Annotated in this window: 13 protein-coding genes; 7 read left to right on the forward strand and 6 right to left on the reverse strand. The window is 42.8% G+C overall.

The window, feature by feature from the left end; all coding sequences use genetic code 11:
- Positions 1-26: 26 nt before the first annotated feature.
- From VF06_RS13055 to VF06_RS13070, 4 genes are all read left to right on the forward strand, one after another.
- Positions 27-2,486: a two-partner secretion domain-containing protein gene (locus VF06_RS13055; protein WP_099067931.1), complete on the forward strand. Its 2,460-nt coding sequence runs from the start codon at positions 27-29 to the stop codon at positions 2,484-2,486.
- A gap of 172 nt (positions 2,487-2,658) precedes the next feature.
- Positions 2,659-3,021: a hypothetical protein gene (locus tag VF06_RS13060; RefSeq protein WP_099067932.1), complete on the forward strand. Its 363-nt coding sequence runs from the start codon at positions 2,659-2,661 to the stop codon at positions 3,019-3,021.
- A 442-nt stretch (positions 3,022-3,463) separates the two neighbouring features.
- Complete coding sequence (locus tag VF06_RS13065) at positions 3,464-3,751, forward strand: hypothetical protein (protein WP_096536595.1); 288 nt, start codon at positions 3,464-3,466, stop codon at positions 3,749-3,751.
- Positions 3,752-4,128: 377 nt separating this feature from the next.
- Positions 4,129-6,399 carry a two-partner secretion domain-containing protein gene (locus VF06_RS13070; RefSeq protein ID WP_099067933.1) on the forward strand — a complete coding sequence of 757 codons (2,271 nt, stop codon included), beginning with the start codon at positions 4,129-4,131 and terminating at the stop codon, positions 6,397-6,399.
- A 164-nt stretch (positions 6,400-6,563) separates the two neighbouring features.
- Here the strand turns inward: VF06_RS13070 and VF06_RS13075 are convergent, their stop codons facing one another.
- Complete coding sequence (locus VF06_RS13075) at positions 6,564-7,595, reverse strand: hypothetical protein (protein WP_099067934.1); 1,032 nt, start codon at positions 7,593-7,595, stop codon at positions 6,564-6,566.
- A 167-nt stretch (positions 7,596-7,762) separates the two neighbouring features.
- On the opposite strand from VF06_RS13075, the gene moaA reads away from it, so the two are divergent.
- Positions 7,763-8,749 carry a GTP 3',8-cyclase MoaA gene (gene moaA, locus VF06_RS13080; protein WP_099067935.1) on the forward strand — a complete coding sequence of 329 codons (987 nt, stop codon included), beginning with the start codon at positions 7,763-7,765 and terminating at the stop codon, positions 8,747-8,749.
- A 93-nt stretch (positions 8,750-8,842) separates the two neighbouring features.
- Here moaA and rpsD read toward each other — a convergent pair whose 3' ends face one another.
- Positions 8,843-9,451, reverse strand: a complete 609-nt coding sequence (gene rpsD, locus VF06_RS13085; RefSeq protein ID WP_099067936.1) for a 30S ribosomal protein S4 — start codon at positions 9,449-9,451, stop codon at positions 8,843-8,845.
- Positions 9,452-9,798: 347 nt separating this feature from the next.
- Between rpsD and VF06_RS13090 the strand changes: the two genes are divergently transcribed.
- On the forward strand, positions 9,799-10,422 hold the full coding sequence (locus VF06_RS13090; protein WP_099067937.1) for a hypothetical protein: 624 nt from the start codon (positions 9,799-9,801) through the stop codon (positions 10,420-10,422).
- 171 nt (positions 10,423-10,593) lie between these two features.
- On the opposite strand, the gene VF06_RS13095 is transcribed toward VF06_RS13090, so the two are convergent.
- The 3 genes from VF06_RS13095 to VF06_RS13105 form a co-directional block, all read right to left on the reverse strand.
- On the reverse strand, positions 10,594-12,699 hold the full coding sequence (locus tag VF06_RS13095) for a putative Ig domain-containing protein (protein WP_099084352.1): 2,106 nt from the start codon (positions 12,697-12,699) through the stop codon (positions 10,594-10,596).
- Positions 12,700-12,866: 167 nt separating this feature from the next.
- Positions 12,867-15,188, reverse strand: a complete 2,322-nt coding sequence (locus tag VF06_RS13100; RefSeq protein ID WP_099084273.1) for a beta strand repeat-containing protein — start codon at positions 15,186-15,188, stop codon at positions 12,867-12,869.
- Positions 15,189-15,250: 62 nt separating this feature from the next.
- Entirely contained in the window at positions 15,251-16,354 is a 1,104-nt protein-coding gene (locus tag VF06_RS13105; protein WP_099067938.1) for a TIGR03032 family protein, read from the reverse strand.
- Between the two features lie 613 nt (positions 16,355-16,967).
- On the opposite strand from VF06_RS13105, the gene VF06_RS40680 reads away from it, so the two are divergent.
- Positions 16,968-17,144, forward strand: a complete 177-nt coding sequence (locus tag VF06_RS40680) for a hypothetical protein (protein WP_180267443.1) — start codon at positions 16,968-16,970, stop codon at positions 17,142-17,144.
- A gap of 591 nt (positions 17,145-17,735) precedes the next feature.
- Here VF06_RS40680 and VF06_RS13110 read toward each other — a convergent pair.
- A partial coding sequence (locus VF06_RS13110) for a HEAT repeat domain-containing protein (RefSeq protein WP_306535098.1) occupies positions 17,736-18,647 on the reverse strand: 912 nt, incomplete at its 5' end.

Genomic DNA, 18,647 nt, shown 5'->3' on the forward strand with positions numbered 1-18,647 from the left:
TCTGATTTTTTGACCGCAAGTGAATAATGTCTCAAAATCGAAGCTTCTGGTACTGGGAATTAGGTATGGTGAGTACTCTGGCAATTGCTGGAGTACTCACTTCCTATCAGGGTTTTGCTTCAGCCCAAATTCAAAAGGATGACACCCTTGGAAGCGAAAGTTCGATTGTTACACCAAAGTTAATCGATGGTCGCCCCACAGACCAGATTGATGGAGGAGCAATTCGTGGGAAAAACTTGTTCCACAGTTTTGACAGGTTTTCTGTCTTTGAAGGAACGACAGTTCATTTTAACAATCCAATAGATACTCAAAACATTATCAGCCGAGTTACAGGCAATTCCATTTCTAATATAGATGGCACCATCAAAACTAATGGTGCTGCCAACCTATTTTTGATTAATCCCAATGGCATTATTTTTGGGAAAAATGCTTCTTTAAATATTGGCGGTTCATTAATAGCTAGTACGGCAAGTAGTTTAAATTTTGCTGATGGTACAAAATTTAGTGCTACAGTTCCTCAATCTGCACCTTTGTTGACAGTTAGCGTTCCCGTCGGCTTACAATTTGGTGCAACAGCGGCTCCCATCCGCAATCAATCCCAAGCTAGTCCAGAAGGTGCAACTAATCTCCTTGGACAAAGTGTTGGTTTACAGGTGCAATCAGGTAATACCCTAGCACTGATAGGCGGTGAAGTCAGATTAGAAGGTGGAAATTTAACGGCCAAAGGCGGAAAAATTGAATTGGGAAGTGTTGCTCCTGATAGTTTGGTCAGTCTAAATTTCACAAATCAAGTTTGGACATTCGGATATGAAAGTGTTGAAAATTTTCAGAATATTGAAATCATCAGATTAAATAAAATTTTTTCTACCGTAGATACAAGTGGTGAAAGTGGCGGTAATATCCACCTGCAAGGTAAACATGTGCTGATAAATAGCGGTTCCCATATTTTAGGTTTTACTTTGGGGACACAACCAGGAGGAAATTTGCAACTCAACGCTGCGGAATCTGTTGAACTTGAACGCAATGCGTTTTTGGCTACTGGAACTTTTAACACTGGCAACTCTGGAAGTATAAATATCACTACTAAAAAGTTCATTGCCAAGGGTGGAGCGCAAGTATCAATGTACAATGTTGGCTCAGGATTACCGGGGGAATTGACCCTCAATGCCTCAGATTCAGTAGAACTAATCGGCGGTTTCCCTGTTGCTCTGTTGCAAGATGGTAGTGATATAGTCTCCAGCGGATTATTTAGTGAAACTTATGGCAGTCAAAATGCTGGCAACATCACAATTAATACTGGAAAATTGCGTATTCAGGGAGGAGCAAGAATATCAACTAGTTCCGAAGGCATCTATCTGTTTAATGTGAACCAATTTATACCAGTTACAGGAAAGGGAGGAAAGTTGACCGTGAACGCCTCTGAGTCTATTGAACTAATTGGAACTTCACCAAATGGTTCTAGGGTCAGTGGCTTGTTTTCCAGGACTCAAGGGCCTGGAGATGGAGGAAACTTAACGGTAACAACAGGGCAATTGATTGCCAAAGATGGAGCTGCAATAACTGTTAATAGCCAAGCTCGCAAAAATGTAATTTATGTGAAAGGAAATCCCAGAAATTTAGGGAAAGCAGGCGATTTAGATATAACTGCTAACTCTATTTTGCTAGACAATCAAGGAAAATTCACATCCAATAGTGAATCAGGCAAAGGTGGAAATATTAGGTTACGGGTGCGGGACTTATTATTGATGGAGGGTAGTAGTCAAATATCCACTAACGCCGGAGGCGATAAAACTGGCGGTAACATCTTTATTGATGCATCTAATGGCTTTGTTGTCGCTCCTTTTTTTGGAAATAGCGATATCACCGCCAATGCTTTCTCCGGCCCTGGTGGCAAAATCACAATTACGACTAAAAACATTTTTGGATTTGTCCCCCGCACCCGTGCAGACGTAGAAAAGTTAGATTCACAAGAAATAAACCCCAATAACCTACCAACAAGTGACATCACGGCATTTTCTCAGCAAAATCCTTCCTTAAGTGGCACAGTAAAAATCAACTCACCAGATGCAGACCCCAGTAAGGGGTTAGTGGAATTACCAGTCAATTTAGTAGATGCTTCCCAGCGAATTATTTCTGGTTGTGGTTCTGGTACGAAAATCGCCACCAGTTCGTTTACTAATATTGGACGCGGAGGAACATCAGCCGATCCTACACAGCCATTGACAACTGATGCAGTGCTGACAGATTGGATAACACTAAATCCAGAAATTGAAAATCGTGGCGAGGGAATCAAGAAGAAATATCTTCAGGCGCGGCGAAACATAGAGAAATTAGAGAAAACAAATTCCCTCAACGAACCTAGTGAAATTGTCGAAGCCCAAGGATGGATATTAAATACTAATGGTGACGTGGTTTTAGTTGCTGAAGTATCTGCTGGGATGCCCCATAGTTCGTCGTTTACTGTTGCGTCTTGTGCTGCAAATTAAAAATCGACTTTCTTGGCTACAGTTTATTAATTGTCTGTAGAAATGAAGGTTTATAAACTCTAATAAAAGATAAAACACTGATTACGTATTTCAATGTAACCTACTGAAAATTGCTAAAGCTTCACTGCTGTAGGGCAATAGTTACTTCATTAGAAAAGTGCGATATCAAGTTATGACCAATCTTTGCTATCGGGTTAAAGGTTTAGCAATTGCAATAACTGGGGCAATAGTTCTCTCTGGAAATTCTGCTATTGCTCAAATTAACCAGGATGCTACTTTAACCAATAAGCCTGGTGTAATAACACAGGAGAAAGAAATTAGTGAAAGACTGAGGAGCTATAACTTGAAGAAGCTACTCGAAAACTATGGGATATCAGGAGATGATGTCTTACAAGTTAAGTGCGATATTGACTTAACTAAAATTCAAGTTAGAGATATAAATCATTCACTATTACTTCCTGCTAAGCATGTTCAAGCATGGGCTTGCTTGTGTAATGGTGAGTTGACAGATTGTCCTTGCCCACCAAAGCCATAAATCGCTGATTCGCTATGACTTTGAGAGGAGCGTTCGCCTTTTGTACTAAAACTCATGTGTGGATGGGATGGTTGTTCTCTCATCTCCAACATCCACACAACAAACATAGGCGTACACATTATTTTGTCTACTCTTTTACTCAGCGAGAGATTAGAGGAGGTATCAATTATTCTTGTTGCATCAAGAACAGTTGGCAACCAGATTCATGAATGCTTTAAGGAAATCCAAGAAAAATATATGAAGTTATGTTAAACAATGCGTAATTATTACTAGTCAAGCTGAAGTCATAATTATGAAGGTTCGCAAGAGCTTTAGAAAGTGAATGCTTTCGTTTTGCTTCCAACTATGTATCATTGATTGCTTGATTGCCCAAGTCACGTTAAATTCCTACATCACAAGATCGGTTCACACAGTTATATAATCTGCAAGGGAAGTAAAATTTATGGAATCTCAAACTTCACAGCAAGTATCTCTAGATTCTCTAACGTTAGAGCAGTTCCAAAATGAGATTCGGCAAGAAATTAGCCAGATAGTGCAAAGTTCAAGACTAAGTAAGGTATTAGAAAAGTATGGTCTTTCAAAAAAGAATGCTCTAAAAATTCAATGCAGCGTTAATCTAGCTGAAGCTGATTTGAATGATGCGAAGTGTTCATTTCTAGCTCCTGGCAAACATATCGTATTAGCGACATGCTGCCTTGAGGGTGAAATTTGTGTCAAATGCAAGCCATAATATTTAATTAAGAATCATAGGTTGCGTTTTGCTGTTGTTCTACGCAACCTACGCAAATTTATGTTTTTCTTTTGACTGTAAATATTCAATTATATAGGACTTGTATTTGATTTTTGCAAAAACGCTGTACAAATTAAAAATAGTTTTTATCTAGTTGCTTACAGCGGCAAACAACTTCAAAAATCAAAACCGATTACTATAAATCCTATTCTTTTGATGACAGATTTCTATCAAATTACATTTTTTTGAGGGTGATACAACCTTCATTCGCGAAGTCCTATTTGCTAAGTGTAGATGAAATTTGACTTTTGACTTCCCCGAAGGGACTGACCATTCCTCATTAACTGGTAGTACTTTTGAGTCCTGTAATACCCTGTATGAGTAATCTTTGGATCTGGTTTAAAAGTTTGGGAGTTGCAATAGCTGGTGTAATAGCTTTCTCTGGAAACTTTGTTAGTGCTCAAATTACTCCAGATGATACTTTATCTAACCCTTCTAAAGTTATAGAACAAGGCAATACCACAATTATTGAAGATGGAACTCCAATAGGAAGCTATTTATTCCACAGCTTTAAAGATTTTTCTGTACGTAATGGGACTATTGCTGAGTTTAGAAACGCCGAAAGTGTTGAGAACATTATTAGCCGAGTAACGGGGAAATCTGCTTCTAATATTGAAGGTACTATTAGAGCTAAACACAAAGCCAATCTATTTCTAATTAATCCCAATGGCATTATTTTTAGTCCCAATGCTTCCTTAAACATCGGTGGTTCATTTATTGCGACTACAGCAAGTAGCCTAAAATTTGCTGATAGTACTCAGTTTAGTGCTACAAATCCTCAAAGTTTACCTCTGCTGACAGTAAGTGCTCCCATTGGTTTACAATTTGGAGCAACTGCTAAGCCGATTCTTAATCAATCAGTTCTACAAGTACAGTCTGGGAAAACCTTGGCACTGGTAGGCGGTAACATAAATTTAGAGGGCGGAACTTTAACAGCACAGTCAGGACGAATAGAGCTAGGAAGCGTTGGTAGCAATAGTTTGGTCAGTCTGAACTTAACAGACCAAGCTTTGGTTTTGGGATATAAAGATGTCCAAGACTTCCAGAACATTCGACTAATTCAGAGGCAAGCTAATGATGGTTCTAAGATTCCATCTGTGGTAAGTACCAGTGGCAATGGTGGGGGTAGTATTCAAGTACAGGGCAATACAGTAGAATTAGTTGGCTATCTTGTGCGTTTGGCAAGTCAGACTAGGGGTAGGATAGCTGGGAAAGATATAACAATTAATACTAGGAAATTAATTCTTCGAGATAGTGCACAAGTGGGTACTTCCACTATAGCCGAGGGTGCAGCAGGAAATTTGATCGTCAACGCCTCTGAATCTGTAGAGCTGATTGGTAGCTTTATTAGGCCAGATAATCAGACTATCGTCAGTACATTGTTCAGTACAACAGGTGGTGACGGAAAAGCTGGTGACATAACGATCCAAACAGGGAGATTACTTATTCAAGATGGAGCTCAGATATCAGCAGATTCTAGTGGAACCTTGGAAAACTCTCAAGTTATAGCAGCTACAGGTAAAGGAGGCAATGTAACTGTGAATGCCTTAAAGTCTGTAGAGCTAATTGGAAACGCAGGACAAGATAACCCTAGCATCATATCTGCTACAACTTTTGGTCTTGGCGAGTCTGGAAAAGTGACAATTAGTACAGGAAAATTAATTGTTCGCGATAACGCTCAAGTAAATGTGAGCGTTTTAGGGGACGGACACAACCAAGGAACAAGATCGGGCGAAATTAACGCAATCACTCGCTCCATACTGCTGGACAATGGGGGAAAACTCACATCTAATAGTGAGTCAGGCCAAGGCGGAAATATTTCGCTACAAGTGCGGGACTTACTACTGATGCGCGGCAACAGCCAAATCTCCACTAATGCAGGGGGCGATCAAGATGGCGGTAATATTACCATCAAAGCACCAAATGGCTTCATTATCGCGCCTATTTTTGGAAATAGCGATATTACTGCTAACGCCGTCTCTGGTGCTGGTGGCAAAATCACAATCACCACTAAAAACATCTTTGGATTTGTAAGGCGCACAGGTGCAGAGGTAAGAAGGCTCGACCCACAAGAAAAAGACCCGAATAATCTGCCAACAAATGACATCACCGCGTTTTCTCAGCAAAACTCTTCATTAGATGGCACAGTACAAATCAACTCACCAGATGTTGACCCCAGTAAGGGATTAGCGGAACTACCTACAAATCTGGTTGATGCTTCTCAGCAAATTGCTGCTGATTGTAGTTCTGGTGCAAAAACGGGCAGGAGTTCATTTAGTCACATTGGGCGTGGAGGAACAACACTCGATCCCACACAACCATTGATGGCTGATGTAGTGCTAGCAGATTGGATAACACTGAATCCAGAAAGTGAGAATCGTGCTGATGGTATGAAGAATAGACCGGTTGCTGAAAAGCAGCAAAGTTATCTACCACATAAAATAAATTCTGTCAAAGAACCTAACGAAATTGTTGAAGCCCAAGGATGGGCGATCGATGCTAATGGTAACGTAGTTCTGGTTGCTGAAGTACCACCTGCCATACCCCATAGTTCATCGATCGCCCCTGCATCTTGCGCTGCTAATTAGAATTTGAGACAAGTTAAAAATTCTCTGGATCAACATTAGCCGAGTGGTCTAGGACTGGCGGGGGAGATGAGGGAGATGGGGAGATAAGGAGATAGGAAGGTGGAGTGAAACTACGTTCATCACCCCATCACCCCATCACCCCATCTCCCCCCATGCCCCATGCCCTAATTCGTCTCCTGAATTTGCAAACGTACAGTGTGTTCTGTTGCACCACTGAGTTGCAATTCCATGATTTCACCACCCAGAGGTTCTAAGCTACTGAGGAGCGATCGCAAGTTGGGTGTACTTGCGCCAGTATCTACATATAATCTATCTGCCAAATTGCTGATACGTTTCCAAGTCATGTACAGTTTGGCGATGGTTTGTTCCATTTGGGATGCTTGATTGACTAAATCGGCAGCGATGCTCAAACAGCCTACTCTTTGCGCTTCTTCTAAGGCTGTTTCAATATCAATATTTTCCTGCGCCAAGGCCTGGACTTGAGCTGCACCTTTGAGGTATTTTGCTAAGTTACGCGCTTCTGTAGTTACCTGTTTCAAGGTATCTACATCAGGATTGGCGGCTATTTCCTTTTGGATAAACTTTTGGTGCGATTCTGGTAGTTTTTCCATTTCCTTTACCAGAGGGGCAATGTAGCGCGGCGGCAGGGTGTTATCTGCGGCTTTTGCTTTGACTGGTTCTGGTAGTAATTCTGAGGACATGGCTGTCCATTCGTCGGTGAGTTGTCGCACTTCCCGCCTGGTGATGCGATCGCCTTTTTGGGCTGCTTCACTTACCATGTGTTGTACTTCTGGGACGGCTTTGGAGGTTTCGACAAATGCCCGTTTGCTAAAGTTATTGACTGCGCTGGGGTCTAGTTTGCCTTCTTCTAGTAGGGTATCAGCACTATTAGCCAGTTGAATCCAGGCATAAGCTTGACTTTTGCTGATTTCCCGTTCTTTTAGCCATCTGAGAAAACCTGTACCGCGTCCATCACCACCAATTTTTTCTCGATCGCGGATGGCGCGTAAAATTCGCCCCCGCCAGATTTCAGTTTGCAGATCGAAGCGATCGCATACCTGCCAAGCTATTTCGAGCTGCTGTTGAAAATCTGACTCTAGGATCTGTTCATCTTCTGGATCGGGCAGTTCAAAGGTAAGATCTGCTGGCTGTTGCAAAGCCGCAGCAAGGTCATTGATGGAGTCGGTATCTTGCACGATTGATGGCTAACGAGTAGTGTATGCGACCGGCTTATTATGCCACAATCTGTGAATTCTAACTTAAGGGATAAGACGGTATTTTCAATTACCACAAAACTAGGAGAGAAGGGGTAAACCACCTCAGTGGTGTTTTTCATTATTCAAAGACAATAAAAATAAAAACAATGAACCAGGTAGACTACCTCCGGATTAGTTTAATAGATCGCTGCAACTTCCGTTGTCAATACTGTATGCCAGAGGGAGTAGAACTGGACTATATTCTCAAGCAACAGCTGTTGAGTGATGAAGAACTACTCACTCTCATACAAGAGGTATTTATTCCTCTTGGTTTTAGCCGCTTTCGTTTGACTGGGGGCGAACCGCTATTACGTCCCCGCGTAGTAGATTTAGTCAGCGCCATCGCTTCTTTTCCCCAAACTCAAGATTTGTCAATAACCACCAACGGGTTTTTGCTTGCGCCGATGGCGCAAGACCTCTACAATGCAGGTCTAAGACGCATTAATATTAGTCTGGATTCCCTCGACCCCGACACTTTTGACAAAATTATTAGTAACCGCAGTCGTTCCCGTTGGCAACAAGTTTGGGATGGAATTCAAGTCGCCTATCAAGTCGGATTTGACCCACTGAAGCTGAATGTGGTGGTCATTCCTGGCGTTAATGATGGCGAAGTTTTAGATTTAGCTGCCTTAACAATACATAAACAGTGGCATGTAAGATTTATAGAGTTCATGCCCATCGGTAATTTAAATTTATTTGGCGATCGCGGTTGGGTATCTTCAGCTGAGTTACGCCAACGCATCCGGGAACGTTGGGGTTTGATAGAATCACAAGTTAGTGGTTCTGGCCCTGCTGATGTGTTTAAAATTCCCGGAGCTGAGGGAACATTGGGATTTATTAGTCAGATGTCGGAATGTTTTTGCGATCGTTGTAATCGGATGCGTCTAAGTGCTGATGGGTGGCTGCGTCCGTGTTTATTGAATGAAACTGGTCAACTCGACCTGAAAACTGCTTTGCGTTCTGGTACTAGCACTGCTCAACTCAAAGAGCAGGTGAGGCGCTTACTAGCAATCAAACCAGAAATTAACTTTAAAGCCCGCGACTCTGGTATTAGGGGTGTCTACACCCGCACCATGTCACAAATTGGCGGATGAAAATAGTTAAGAGTGAGGAGTGAGGAGTGAGGAGTGAGTATCTAAAACTCATAACTCCTAACTCATAACTCATAACTCCTAACTCCTAACTTTTTACGCTTGTCGTGAGTAGTATTCCACTACGAGTAGTTCATTAACTTGTAGTGCCACCCATTCCCGCTCAATAATACTGTTGACTTTTCCAATCAACTTATTTTTGTCGAATTCTAGGTGACTCGGTAGATTTGCCAAACCTGGATATTGCAAGTTATTTTCCACCAACTTGCGTGATTGCGCCCTGTCTCTGACAGCAATTTCTTCACCAGGACGGCATTGATAGCTGGCAATATTAACTACACGGCCGTTCACAGTAATATGACCGTGGTTCACCAATTGGCGAGCTGCTGGAATCGTTGGAGCTAGACCCAAGCGAAACACTGTGTTATCCAAACGCATTTCTAGCAATTGCAGCAACACTTGTCCGGTGGAACCAGTAACACGTCTGGCTTTCCGCACATAGCGTAGCAGCTGTTTTTCCGTTAAACCGTAGTTGAAACGGAGCTTTTGCTTTTCTTCTAGACGGATGGCATACTCAGAGCGCTTCTTGCGGTTCTGACCATGCTGACCTGGTGGATAAGCACGTCTGGCGCTTTTACGAGTTAATCCAGGCAGGTCGCCCAAGCGACGTATAATTCTGAGGCGTGGCCCTCTGTATCGGGACATGAGTTTCCTTAATCTAATCCTGTTTAAACTTTACCCAAACATCTATTTTGACATCAGAATCCAGAATTCAGAATTCAGAAGTCAGAAGTTACTAATCAGAAGTAAAACAAGCTTTATACTTGGTTACTGCACTGAGGTTGTGTACTTCAGTTTCCTTGAAATCTGCTTTCTTTTTCAAAGAATCATAATATTAACACAATTGTCTATGATAACACAATTTACAGCATAAGCAATCCTCTCTAGATCTTGTAGTTATGAGTTCTGAATTTTGAATTCTGAGTTCTGAATTCTGAGTTCTGAATTCTGAGATTTGAGTTAGCATTACTTTGGGTGTTTGGAGAATGGCAATGTTAAAGAGTAAAAAAGCGGTTAGTAAAGGTCAGACCTTTGGGATTATAACAGTACCAGTTTTGGCAATAACTGGATTGTTGACAGCAATTTTACCTGATATGGCGATCGCTGTCTCCTACAGGAATGATTACAGTGTTTGTGCAGAGGGTCTTTTAAAGGTTGGTATAACGCCAGAAGCAGCATCCCAAGGCTGTGCCAATGCACTACGTCCCAGGGATTTTGGTGCTTGCATCGTTAAAATTGACAAGCAAACTGAAATTACAGCCGCGGATGCTCTTTCTTACTGTGGCAGAGCTAGGCGTCCTGAGGATCTAGCCACCTGTGTAGTCGGCGTTAGCTCAATAACCAAGGAAGCAATTAACCCAGCAGCCTTAAATTACTGTGGTCGCAGTTTGTTACCCGTGCGCTTTGGTCAGTGTGTAGTTGGCTTACTTAGTAAAATCGAACTTCCTCCAAACCAGGCGTTGGACACTTGTATCGATGGCAGTGATAGTAGTTTGATTGGGGTTTCTTCATCTACACCACCAACTCTATTACCTGCTGGTTCAAGCCCTAGTTTGGAAACTACGCCAGTCCCAACCGAACAACAGCTGATTCCATCCCAGCCTGGTAGCAATTAAATCAAATGCTCTGTAATTGCTGATAATACGCTTACATTCAGGGACTACCAAACAATAAATTATTGGATTTCAATCTAAAAGGTTGGGTTTTACAACAGCAAAACCCAACCTTTGATATTAAAGTGCTGCAACTGAGTGGCTAATTTACCAATGCTTACTACATAGCTACCGTTAGGCAATCACAGTAATATTTGCATTAGTAAGCATTGCCTGATTGGAGAACAGAGCAATTTGAACTTTTGCTGCACTACCGCTGCCATCTTTATCAAAAAATAAGTTACCCGTAGTTTGATCGTAGATGAAGCGATCGCCAGCGGCTGTAGCAGCCGTACCAAGTCGGAATATACTCGAATCCAGCGTAGTATTCACAGATTGGCTCAGTGCAAATTCCGCCTTAGAAATAAAGATAGTATCATCTCCAACAGTAAAATCAGTAATGGTATCAAAGCTACCAGTGCGGGTGTCAGTCAGATAGAAACTATCTTGCCCAGTTCCACCAGTTAGCAAGTCTTTACCAACTCCACCGATGAGTACATCGTTACCTGCACCACCCAACAAAGTGTCAATACCAGAACCACCAAACAGGCTATCATCACCATCTTCTCCGCTTAAGAGGTTAGCGCCAGTATTTCCTGTGATGATGTTATTCAGGTTGTTGCCAGTACCACTGATTGCTGAGCTTCCAGTCAAAGTCAAGTTTTCTAGGTTATTTCCCAACACCCAAGTTATCGAAGACTTAACTAAATCTGTGCCTGCATTTGAGCCTTCAGTAATAGTATCGTTGAGGCTGTTTACGGTGTAAGTATCATTACCCATTCCACCATCAAGACTATCATCACCTGTACCTCCATCTAATTCATCGTCACCTGCACCGCCAACTAAAGTATCGTTACCTGCACCACCAATCAAGCTATCATTACCATCTTCTCCACTCAAAATATTAGCGCCACTATTTCCTGTAATAATATTATTCAGGCTGTTGCCAGTACCATTAATCACCTTGCTTCCAGTCAAAGTCAAGTTTTCTAGGTTATTTCCCAACACAAAAGTCACAGCAGACTTGACTAAATCCGTACCGGCATTTGAGCCTTCAATAACCACATCGTTGGCACTATCTACGATGTAAATATCATCCCCTGCTCCACCATCAAGACTATCATCACCGACTCCTCCATCTAAGGAGTCATTACCTGCGCCGCCAACTAAAGTGTCATTACCTTTACCACCAACCAGGCTATCATTGCCATCAGCTCCATTCAAATAGTTAGCAGCAGTATTTCCAATTAGGATGTTACCGAGGTTGTTACCAGTACCATTAATGGCTGAGCTTCCAGTCAAGGTGAGGTTTTCCACGTTATCCGCCAACACAAAAGTGACAGAAGACTTGACTAAATCTTTGCCTGCATTTAAGCCTTCAATAATCACATCGTTGGTACTGTCTACGATGTAAGTGTCATCCCCTGCTCCACCATCTAAAGTGTCATTACCGACTCCACCATCTAAGGTGTCATTACCTGCACCACCAATCAGGCTATCATTACCTGCACCACCAATCAGGCTATCGTTGCCATCAGCTCCATTCAAGATGTTAGCGGCACTATTTCCAGTGAGGACATTCTTTAAGTTGTTACCAGTACCATTGATTGCGTCGGTTCCGATCAAAATCAACTTCTCTATATTGCCTCCCAGCACCCAATTAACAGAAGACTTGACTACATCTGTACCTGCATTTAAGCCTTCAATAATCACATCGCTGAGGCTGTCTACAATATAAGTATCATTGCCTTTACCACCAATCAGACTGTCATTACCTGTACCACCGTCTAAGGTATCATTGCCATCACTCCCATCAAGGGTGTCATTATCACCTAATCCTATGAGGCTATCATTGCCCAGCAATCCAGAGATGAAATCTTTTATCTGCGTACCAGATATCTTATCCCCGGATGAAGTGCCATTTATTGTATTGAATGCTGGATTATTGGGGTCGGTGATGGTCAGTACAAAAACATCATCAATGGATGTTGTTCCATCACTGGCGATAACTTTGATGCTGAGAGTACCAACGTTATTAGTTGTGGGAGTTCCACTAAAAGTGGTGCCATTGAAGGTCAACCAGCCAGGAAGTGAGTTACCATCTTCCAGGGTAGCTGTGTAGGTGAGATTTTCTGTATCTACATCCGTGAAAGTGTTTGCAGGTAGGGCAAAGTTGAAGGTGGTGTCTATTGTCGTTGCTTGGTCAGTAATCGGGTTGGCAACAATAGGCGCATCATTCACCGCCGTGATATTGATATTGCGGGTAACAGCAGTACTATTAGAACTTCCATCATTAACTAGAAAGCTGATGGTGCGGGGTGTAGTGGTGGGGTTGTCGCTGCTGTTGCTATAAGTAATCGAACGCAGCGCAGTTTGATAATTGGCAACAGTAGAACTGCCAGTTAAGGTTAAGACCCCTGTGCTGCTGTTGTAGCTGCCGCTAATTCCATTTTGGTTGGTGAAGGCGAGGATATCTTCACCAGAGATGGTGTAGTGGTGGGGTTGTCGCTGCTGTTGCTATAAGTAATCGAACGCAGCGCAGTTTGATAATTGGCAACAGTAGAACTGCCAGTTAAGGTTAAGACCCCTGTGCTGCTGTTGTAGCTGCCGCTAATTCCATTTTGGTTGGTGAAGGCGAGGATATCTTCACCAGAGATGAAACCACTGCTAATGCTGACAGTGGCACTCGCTAAGTTGCTGGAGTCTGTGTCACTGAGGGTAATGGCCGAATCGATTGCTGTAGTGGCGTTCTCGGTGTAGCTCACAGCAGAGTTGGTGGCAACAGCAACAGGCGGATCATTCACCGCCGTGATATTGATATTGCGGGTAACAGCAGTACTATTAGAACTTCCATCATTAACTAGAAAGCTGATGGTGCGGGGTGTAGTGGTGGGGTTGTCGCTGCTGTTGCTATAAGTAATYGAACGCAGYGCAGTTTGATAATTGGCAACAGTAGAACTGCCAGTTAAGGTTAAGACSCCTGTGCTGCTGTTGTAGCTGCCGCTAATTCCATTTTGGTTGGTGAAGGCGAGGATATCTTCACCAGAGACGAAACCACTGCTAATGCTGACAGTGGCACTCGCTAAGTTGCTGGAGTCTGTGTCACTGAGAGTAATGGCTGAATCGATTGCTGTATTGGCGTTCTCGGTGTAGCTCACAGCAGAGTTGGTGGCAACAGCAACAGGCGCATCATTCACCGCCGTGATATTGATATTGCGGGTAACAGCAGTACTATTAGAACTTCCATCATTAACTAGAAAACTGATGGTGCGGGGTGTAGTGGTGGGGTTGTCACTGCTGTTGTTATAAGTAATCGAACGCAGTGCAGCTTGATAGTTAGCAACAGTAGAAGTGCCAATTAAGGTTAAGACACCTGTGCTGCTGTTGTAGCTGCCAGTAATTCCATTTTGGTTGGTGAAGGCGAGGACATCTTCACCAGAGATGAAACCACTGCTGATACTGACAGTGGCACTAGCTAAATTGGTGGAGTCTGTGTCACTGACAGTTAAACCTGAGTCAATGGCTGTAGTGGCATTCTCTATATAAGTTAGGGCTGAGGCAGAACCCAGGGTGATTTGTGGAGGAGCATTGTTGCTGTTGTAGAGTTGAGCATATATTCCATTGACAGACCCATCTTGATCGAGGCTTTGCCAGGAAATGACAAACTCCCCATTGCTAGCCATCGCCACTGTGGGGGAATTTTGATAGCTTTGTGTATAAGTATTGACTTGGAATTCGTTCCCTTGAGCGACCCCAGCACTGTTGTAGCGTTGGGCATATATTCCATCGTTAGACCCGTCTTGTCCAAGGCTTTGCCAGGAAATAATAAAGTCTCCAGTACTAGCATTTATGGCTACTGTGGGGTTGTCTTGACTACTGGTGGTGTAAGTATTGACTTTGAATTCTCCTCCTTGAGCGACCCCAGCACTGTTGTAGCGTTGGGCATATATCCCATAACTAGCACCATCTTGTCCAAGGCTACTCCAGGAAATAATAAAGTTCCCAACACCATCCATCGCTACTGTGGAATTACGTTGATCCTTGAGTGTATAAGTATTGACTTTAAATTCTCCTCCTTGAGCGACCCCAGCACTGTTGTAACGTTGGGCATATATCCCATAGTAGGAGTTGTCTTGATAATAGCTTTGCCAGGAAATAACAAAGTCCCCATCAGCATCCATCGCTACTGTAGGATTACTTTGATGATCGATGGTATAAGTATTGACTTTAAATTCTCCTCCTTGGGCGACCCCAGCACTGTTGTAGCGTTGGGCATATATTCCATAGCCTGACCCGTCTTGATCTTTGCTTTGCCAGGAAATAACAAAATCCCCATCCGCATCCATCGCTACTGTAGGATTGATTTGTTCGCCATTGCTGGAACTATTGACCTTAAATTCGCCCCCTTGAGCAACCCCAGCACTGTTGTAGCGTTGGGCATATATCCCATTACCTGATTCGTCTTGGCTTTGCCACGAAATAATAAAGTCCCCAGTAGAATCTATCGCTACTGTAGGGTTGATTTGATCGCCGGTGGTAGAGGTATTGATTTGGAATTCGTTTCCTTGAGGTATTCCAGCACTGTTGTATCGTTGGGCATATATCCCAAAGCCCGACCCATCCTGACCATAGGTAGTCCAGGCGATGACAAAATCCCCATCTGAATCCATTGCTACTGTGGGGTTCTTTTGCTCATTATCGATGTAAGTATTAACTTGGAATTCAGTCATGAAAACCTCTAAAAAAATTAAAAATTTAATTTCAAGAATTACGCTGTGACTAGACAGATTCTTTAGTCATTAGGAATTACTGCACTTGGTCGCAACCAGTAGTTCAACTCTGGTGCGGTAAAAGCTTGGCGGATTTCTTTGCGTTGCTGATTCAAAACCATCGGACGCAGCACGCCAGGAAGGAACTGCACATCATAAAGTTCTTGACAGCCTGCGGTGAACTTCAGCATCCCTACGTGCTGTCCATTTCGCAAATCTACAACTGCCACGCCACACAACAAATGCTCAAACCGTTGAGTAATGGGTAATCCCCCAAAAATATGCCGTTCCCGAATCTGGCATAGTCCCACTAGGGCGTAATAGCCGACGCAGCACAATCCCCGGAGAAATCCAGGTAGTACACACACTACTTGTTTGTCTCCTGATTCTGGATGAATGCGCCATACTTCCCCTGCACCGGAGTTGAGTAACCACAAAAATCCGTCGTGCCAAATTGGAGAATGGGGCATTGATAACCCGTCTACTATAATTTCATTGCTTTCTACTTCGACTACGACTCCACCGTTGGCTTTGCCCGTCCGCCATCCCCCAACGGTATCTGTGGCACCAAGGGCAGTCACATACTTGGGTTTGCCATCTACCATTGCTAAGCCATTGAGGTGACACCGGTCTTCTGGTACTATTTGGGAAATAAACTTGGGATGCCAACGCGGTACAAAGCTAAAGTCTGGACTCAAGGCAGAAAGACAGGAAAAGCGGGTGTTGACAATCCACAGCCCTTCCCTACCAAATTCCAGGTCATGAATGTTCAGGTCGCCTGTGAAGTATGTCATTCGTGGGAGGTAAAGGGCGTCGTAGCGTCCGAGTTGGTCTTCTAAATACTCATAAGCTAATGCGGGGGCGTTGGCTAATAAATAGACTTCGTGATGGCTAGCCAGTGCTAAACGCGAACCATGAACAGCTAACCCCATTGGTTTGGAAAATTGGCGTAACAGCATGGTAATTTGTTGCCCGTTCCAGCCCACTAGTGCTAGTTTCCCGGCTTGGTAGGTCGTGATGGCAACTGAACCTCCGGCTTGACTCAGCCAAGAAATAAATCCGCGATCGCTATCACACTCAATTAAGTTATTCTCTTCTGGGGTCGTAGTAATGGAAGTGGCTAGCATAAATCAAATTTCAAATTTTTTTGGCAAAAAAATGTCATGTTTTAGACTTAGTTGCATCCAAAATGGTTATACAAACCTAAATCCAAGGGTGCTAAAAATCATACCAATTCAAAATTCACGCATTCAGAAAACTACAGATTGCAAGGGTTTGAGCATGTGTATTTGTCGCATTTTTTTCAAATAAGTATCACTTTTGTCTAAGATAAATTAGTCACCAATAAACAAACCTGTACCAGGAACAATATCCAAAGGAATCGCCTTCTGATAACAGGTCATACCAATTCAAAATTCAAAATGACGCTCGCAGACACGGCTTAGCTGCGCTAACAAAATTCAAAATTAACAAAGTGAGACATAGCACATATCTCAAGGTTTGATTCTGTATCATATTTTTCATGAAATTGTGTCACACTGCCATCAAGCGGCACTGTATAAACTTTGCAGAAATCTTGATTTTGGTTGTTTTTATGATGTTTTACTGGTAAGTCTGACTTTAGTACTTAATGCCATGATAAAGATTTTTACTTAAAAATAAACAGTATATATACTGAAGATAAATTTTTCAAAACTTGATTAATTTCCAATCAACCCGGCTTGAAAAACCGAGTAGGCAATGGCTGACAAGTATGGGTTTGTAATCAAGCAACGAAATGATGATAGTTTTATCAACCACTACACCCCAGAAGCTAAAACTACTATTTTTGAGGAAAGTGTAAAAAACCCATACCTTTGGGGTAGAAAATGGGGAGTCGGAAATGGGGAGTGGCGAATAGGTACAGGTAAAGGTTAAGCCCTGTGTTTACGAAGTAGGGACAAGAAATTTTTTTAGCTTCTTAAAAAATAACCAATCACTAGACTTCTTGCAGAAGTCGGAAAAAGGGGAAGGGGGGCCCCTCTGGGGATAAGGGGCAGGGGAAAGGGGGAAAGGTTTGGTATTTTCCCTTTCCCCTCTAACATGTATCCCTTTGACCACAAGAGTCCAAAAAGCAATTGATTGCAAGAGGTCTACTGTCTAGGCAGGGGAGAGAAAGAAAATTTTAGGGACTTCCAAGTAAAAAAATATTCCACAGAAGATGGTTAACTGTTGACTGTTGACAGTTGACAGTCAGCAGTCAACAGCTAACAGTCAACGACCCGAACCGGAATAATTTATTTTTTGGAGTTCCCTTATGTGAATAAATAGTCTCTAATAATCAGTCTTCAACCAAACTTGATGTAACACCATTTCTTTGTGAGGCTGCGCCAAATTTTCTTTCTTACTTTCTTTCTTTGTGTCCTTCTCTGACGAGACGCTGCGCGAATGCGCCCTTTGCGGTTCCTTCCTCATATAGTTTGGCGCATCTTCATACAGAATTGGTATAACACGTGATTGTGTTTATTTTTAATCTTTTTCAAGTTGAGAAATTGCTAATTTAATTACCGCTTGAACTCCTGCTTCCTGTTCTTGCGTCAATGCGGTTTGCAGAGGTTCTAAAGCAATAACATCACCAATTTTCATTAATGCTAAGGCGGCTGCTTTTCGAGTTTCCCAATCGGGATGATGCAATAACTCAACGAAGTTGGGAATCGCTGGTTGATGAGCTAAGCTACCCAAAGCTACCGCAGCTTCGCACCGCACGATTGGAGATGCATCGGTGAGGGCATTAATCAAGATTTGAAATGCTTCGGTTTCTGTACTTTCTTCAGCGATTTTAGCGATCGCTCCCACCACCGCGGCCCGGACTTCTGGTGAGTCAGAGTTAATTTCTCGATATAGATATTCTCTACCCTCTGCTCCAATAAATGCTAACGCCCATGCTGCATATCCTTTGGCGCTTTCTGGATATGTGGATGAAGCTAAAATTTCCAACAATGCTGGTACGGCAGCTTCACCAATTCTAGCCAGCGCTCCCACTGAGGAACCTTTGACTACGGTATCTTCATCATTGAGGAGGGCATTCACTAAGGTGGGAACTGCGATCGGATCGGCAATCAATGTCAAAGTTTTAGTGCTAGCTCTCCTGACAACTGGATTTGGGTGATTTGCCACCGCTTCTAATAATAGAGGAGTTACAGGTTTACCGACTTTACCCAATGCCTCAGCAAAACTCAAACGCACCATTCCCCGTGAATCTCCCATACTCTCAATCATTTGCTTGAGGATTTTTTGGTCATCAGGGTTGAAGGTATTTTGATTTAATTGCTCGCTGACTGCTGCAAGCAAAGCATCTGTTTCGGCGTGGGATAGCTGAATTAGATTTTCCCCGGATTGAGTTTCAAAGTTGACCATGTGAATTAAGAGAGTGGGGAGTGT

This window comes from Nostoc linckia z4, from assembly GCF_002608075.1.
Lineage (GTDB): Bacteria > Cyanobacteriota > Cyanobacteriia > Cyanobacteriales > Nostocaceae > Nostoc > Nostoc linckia.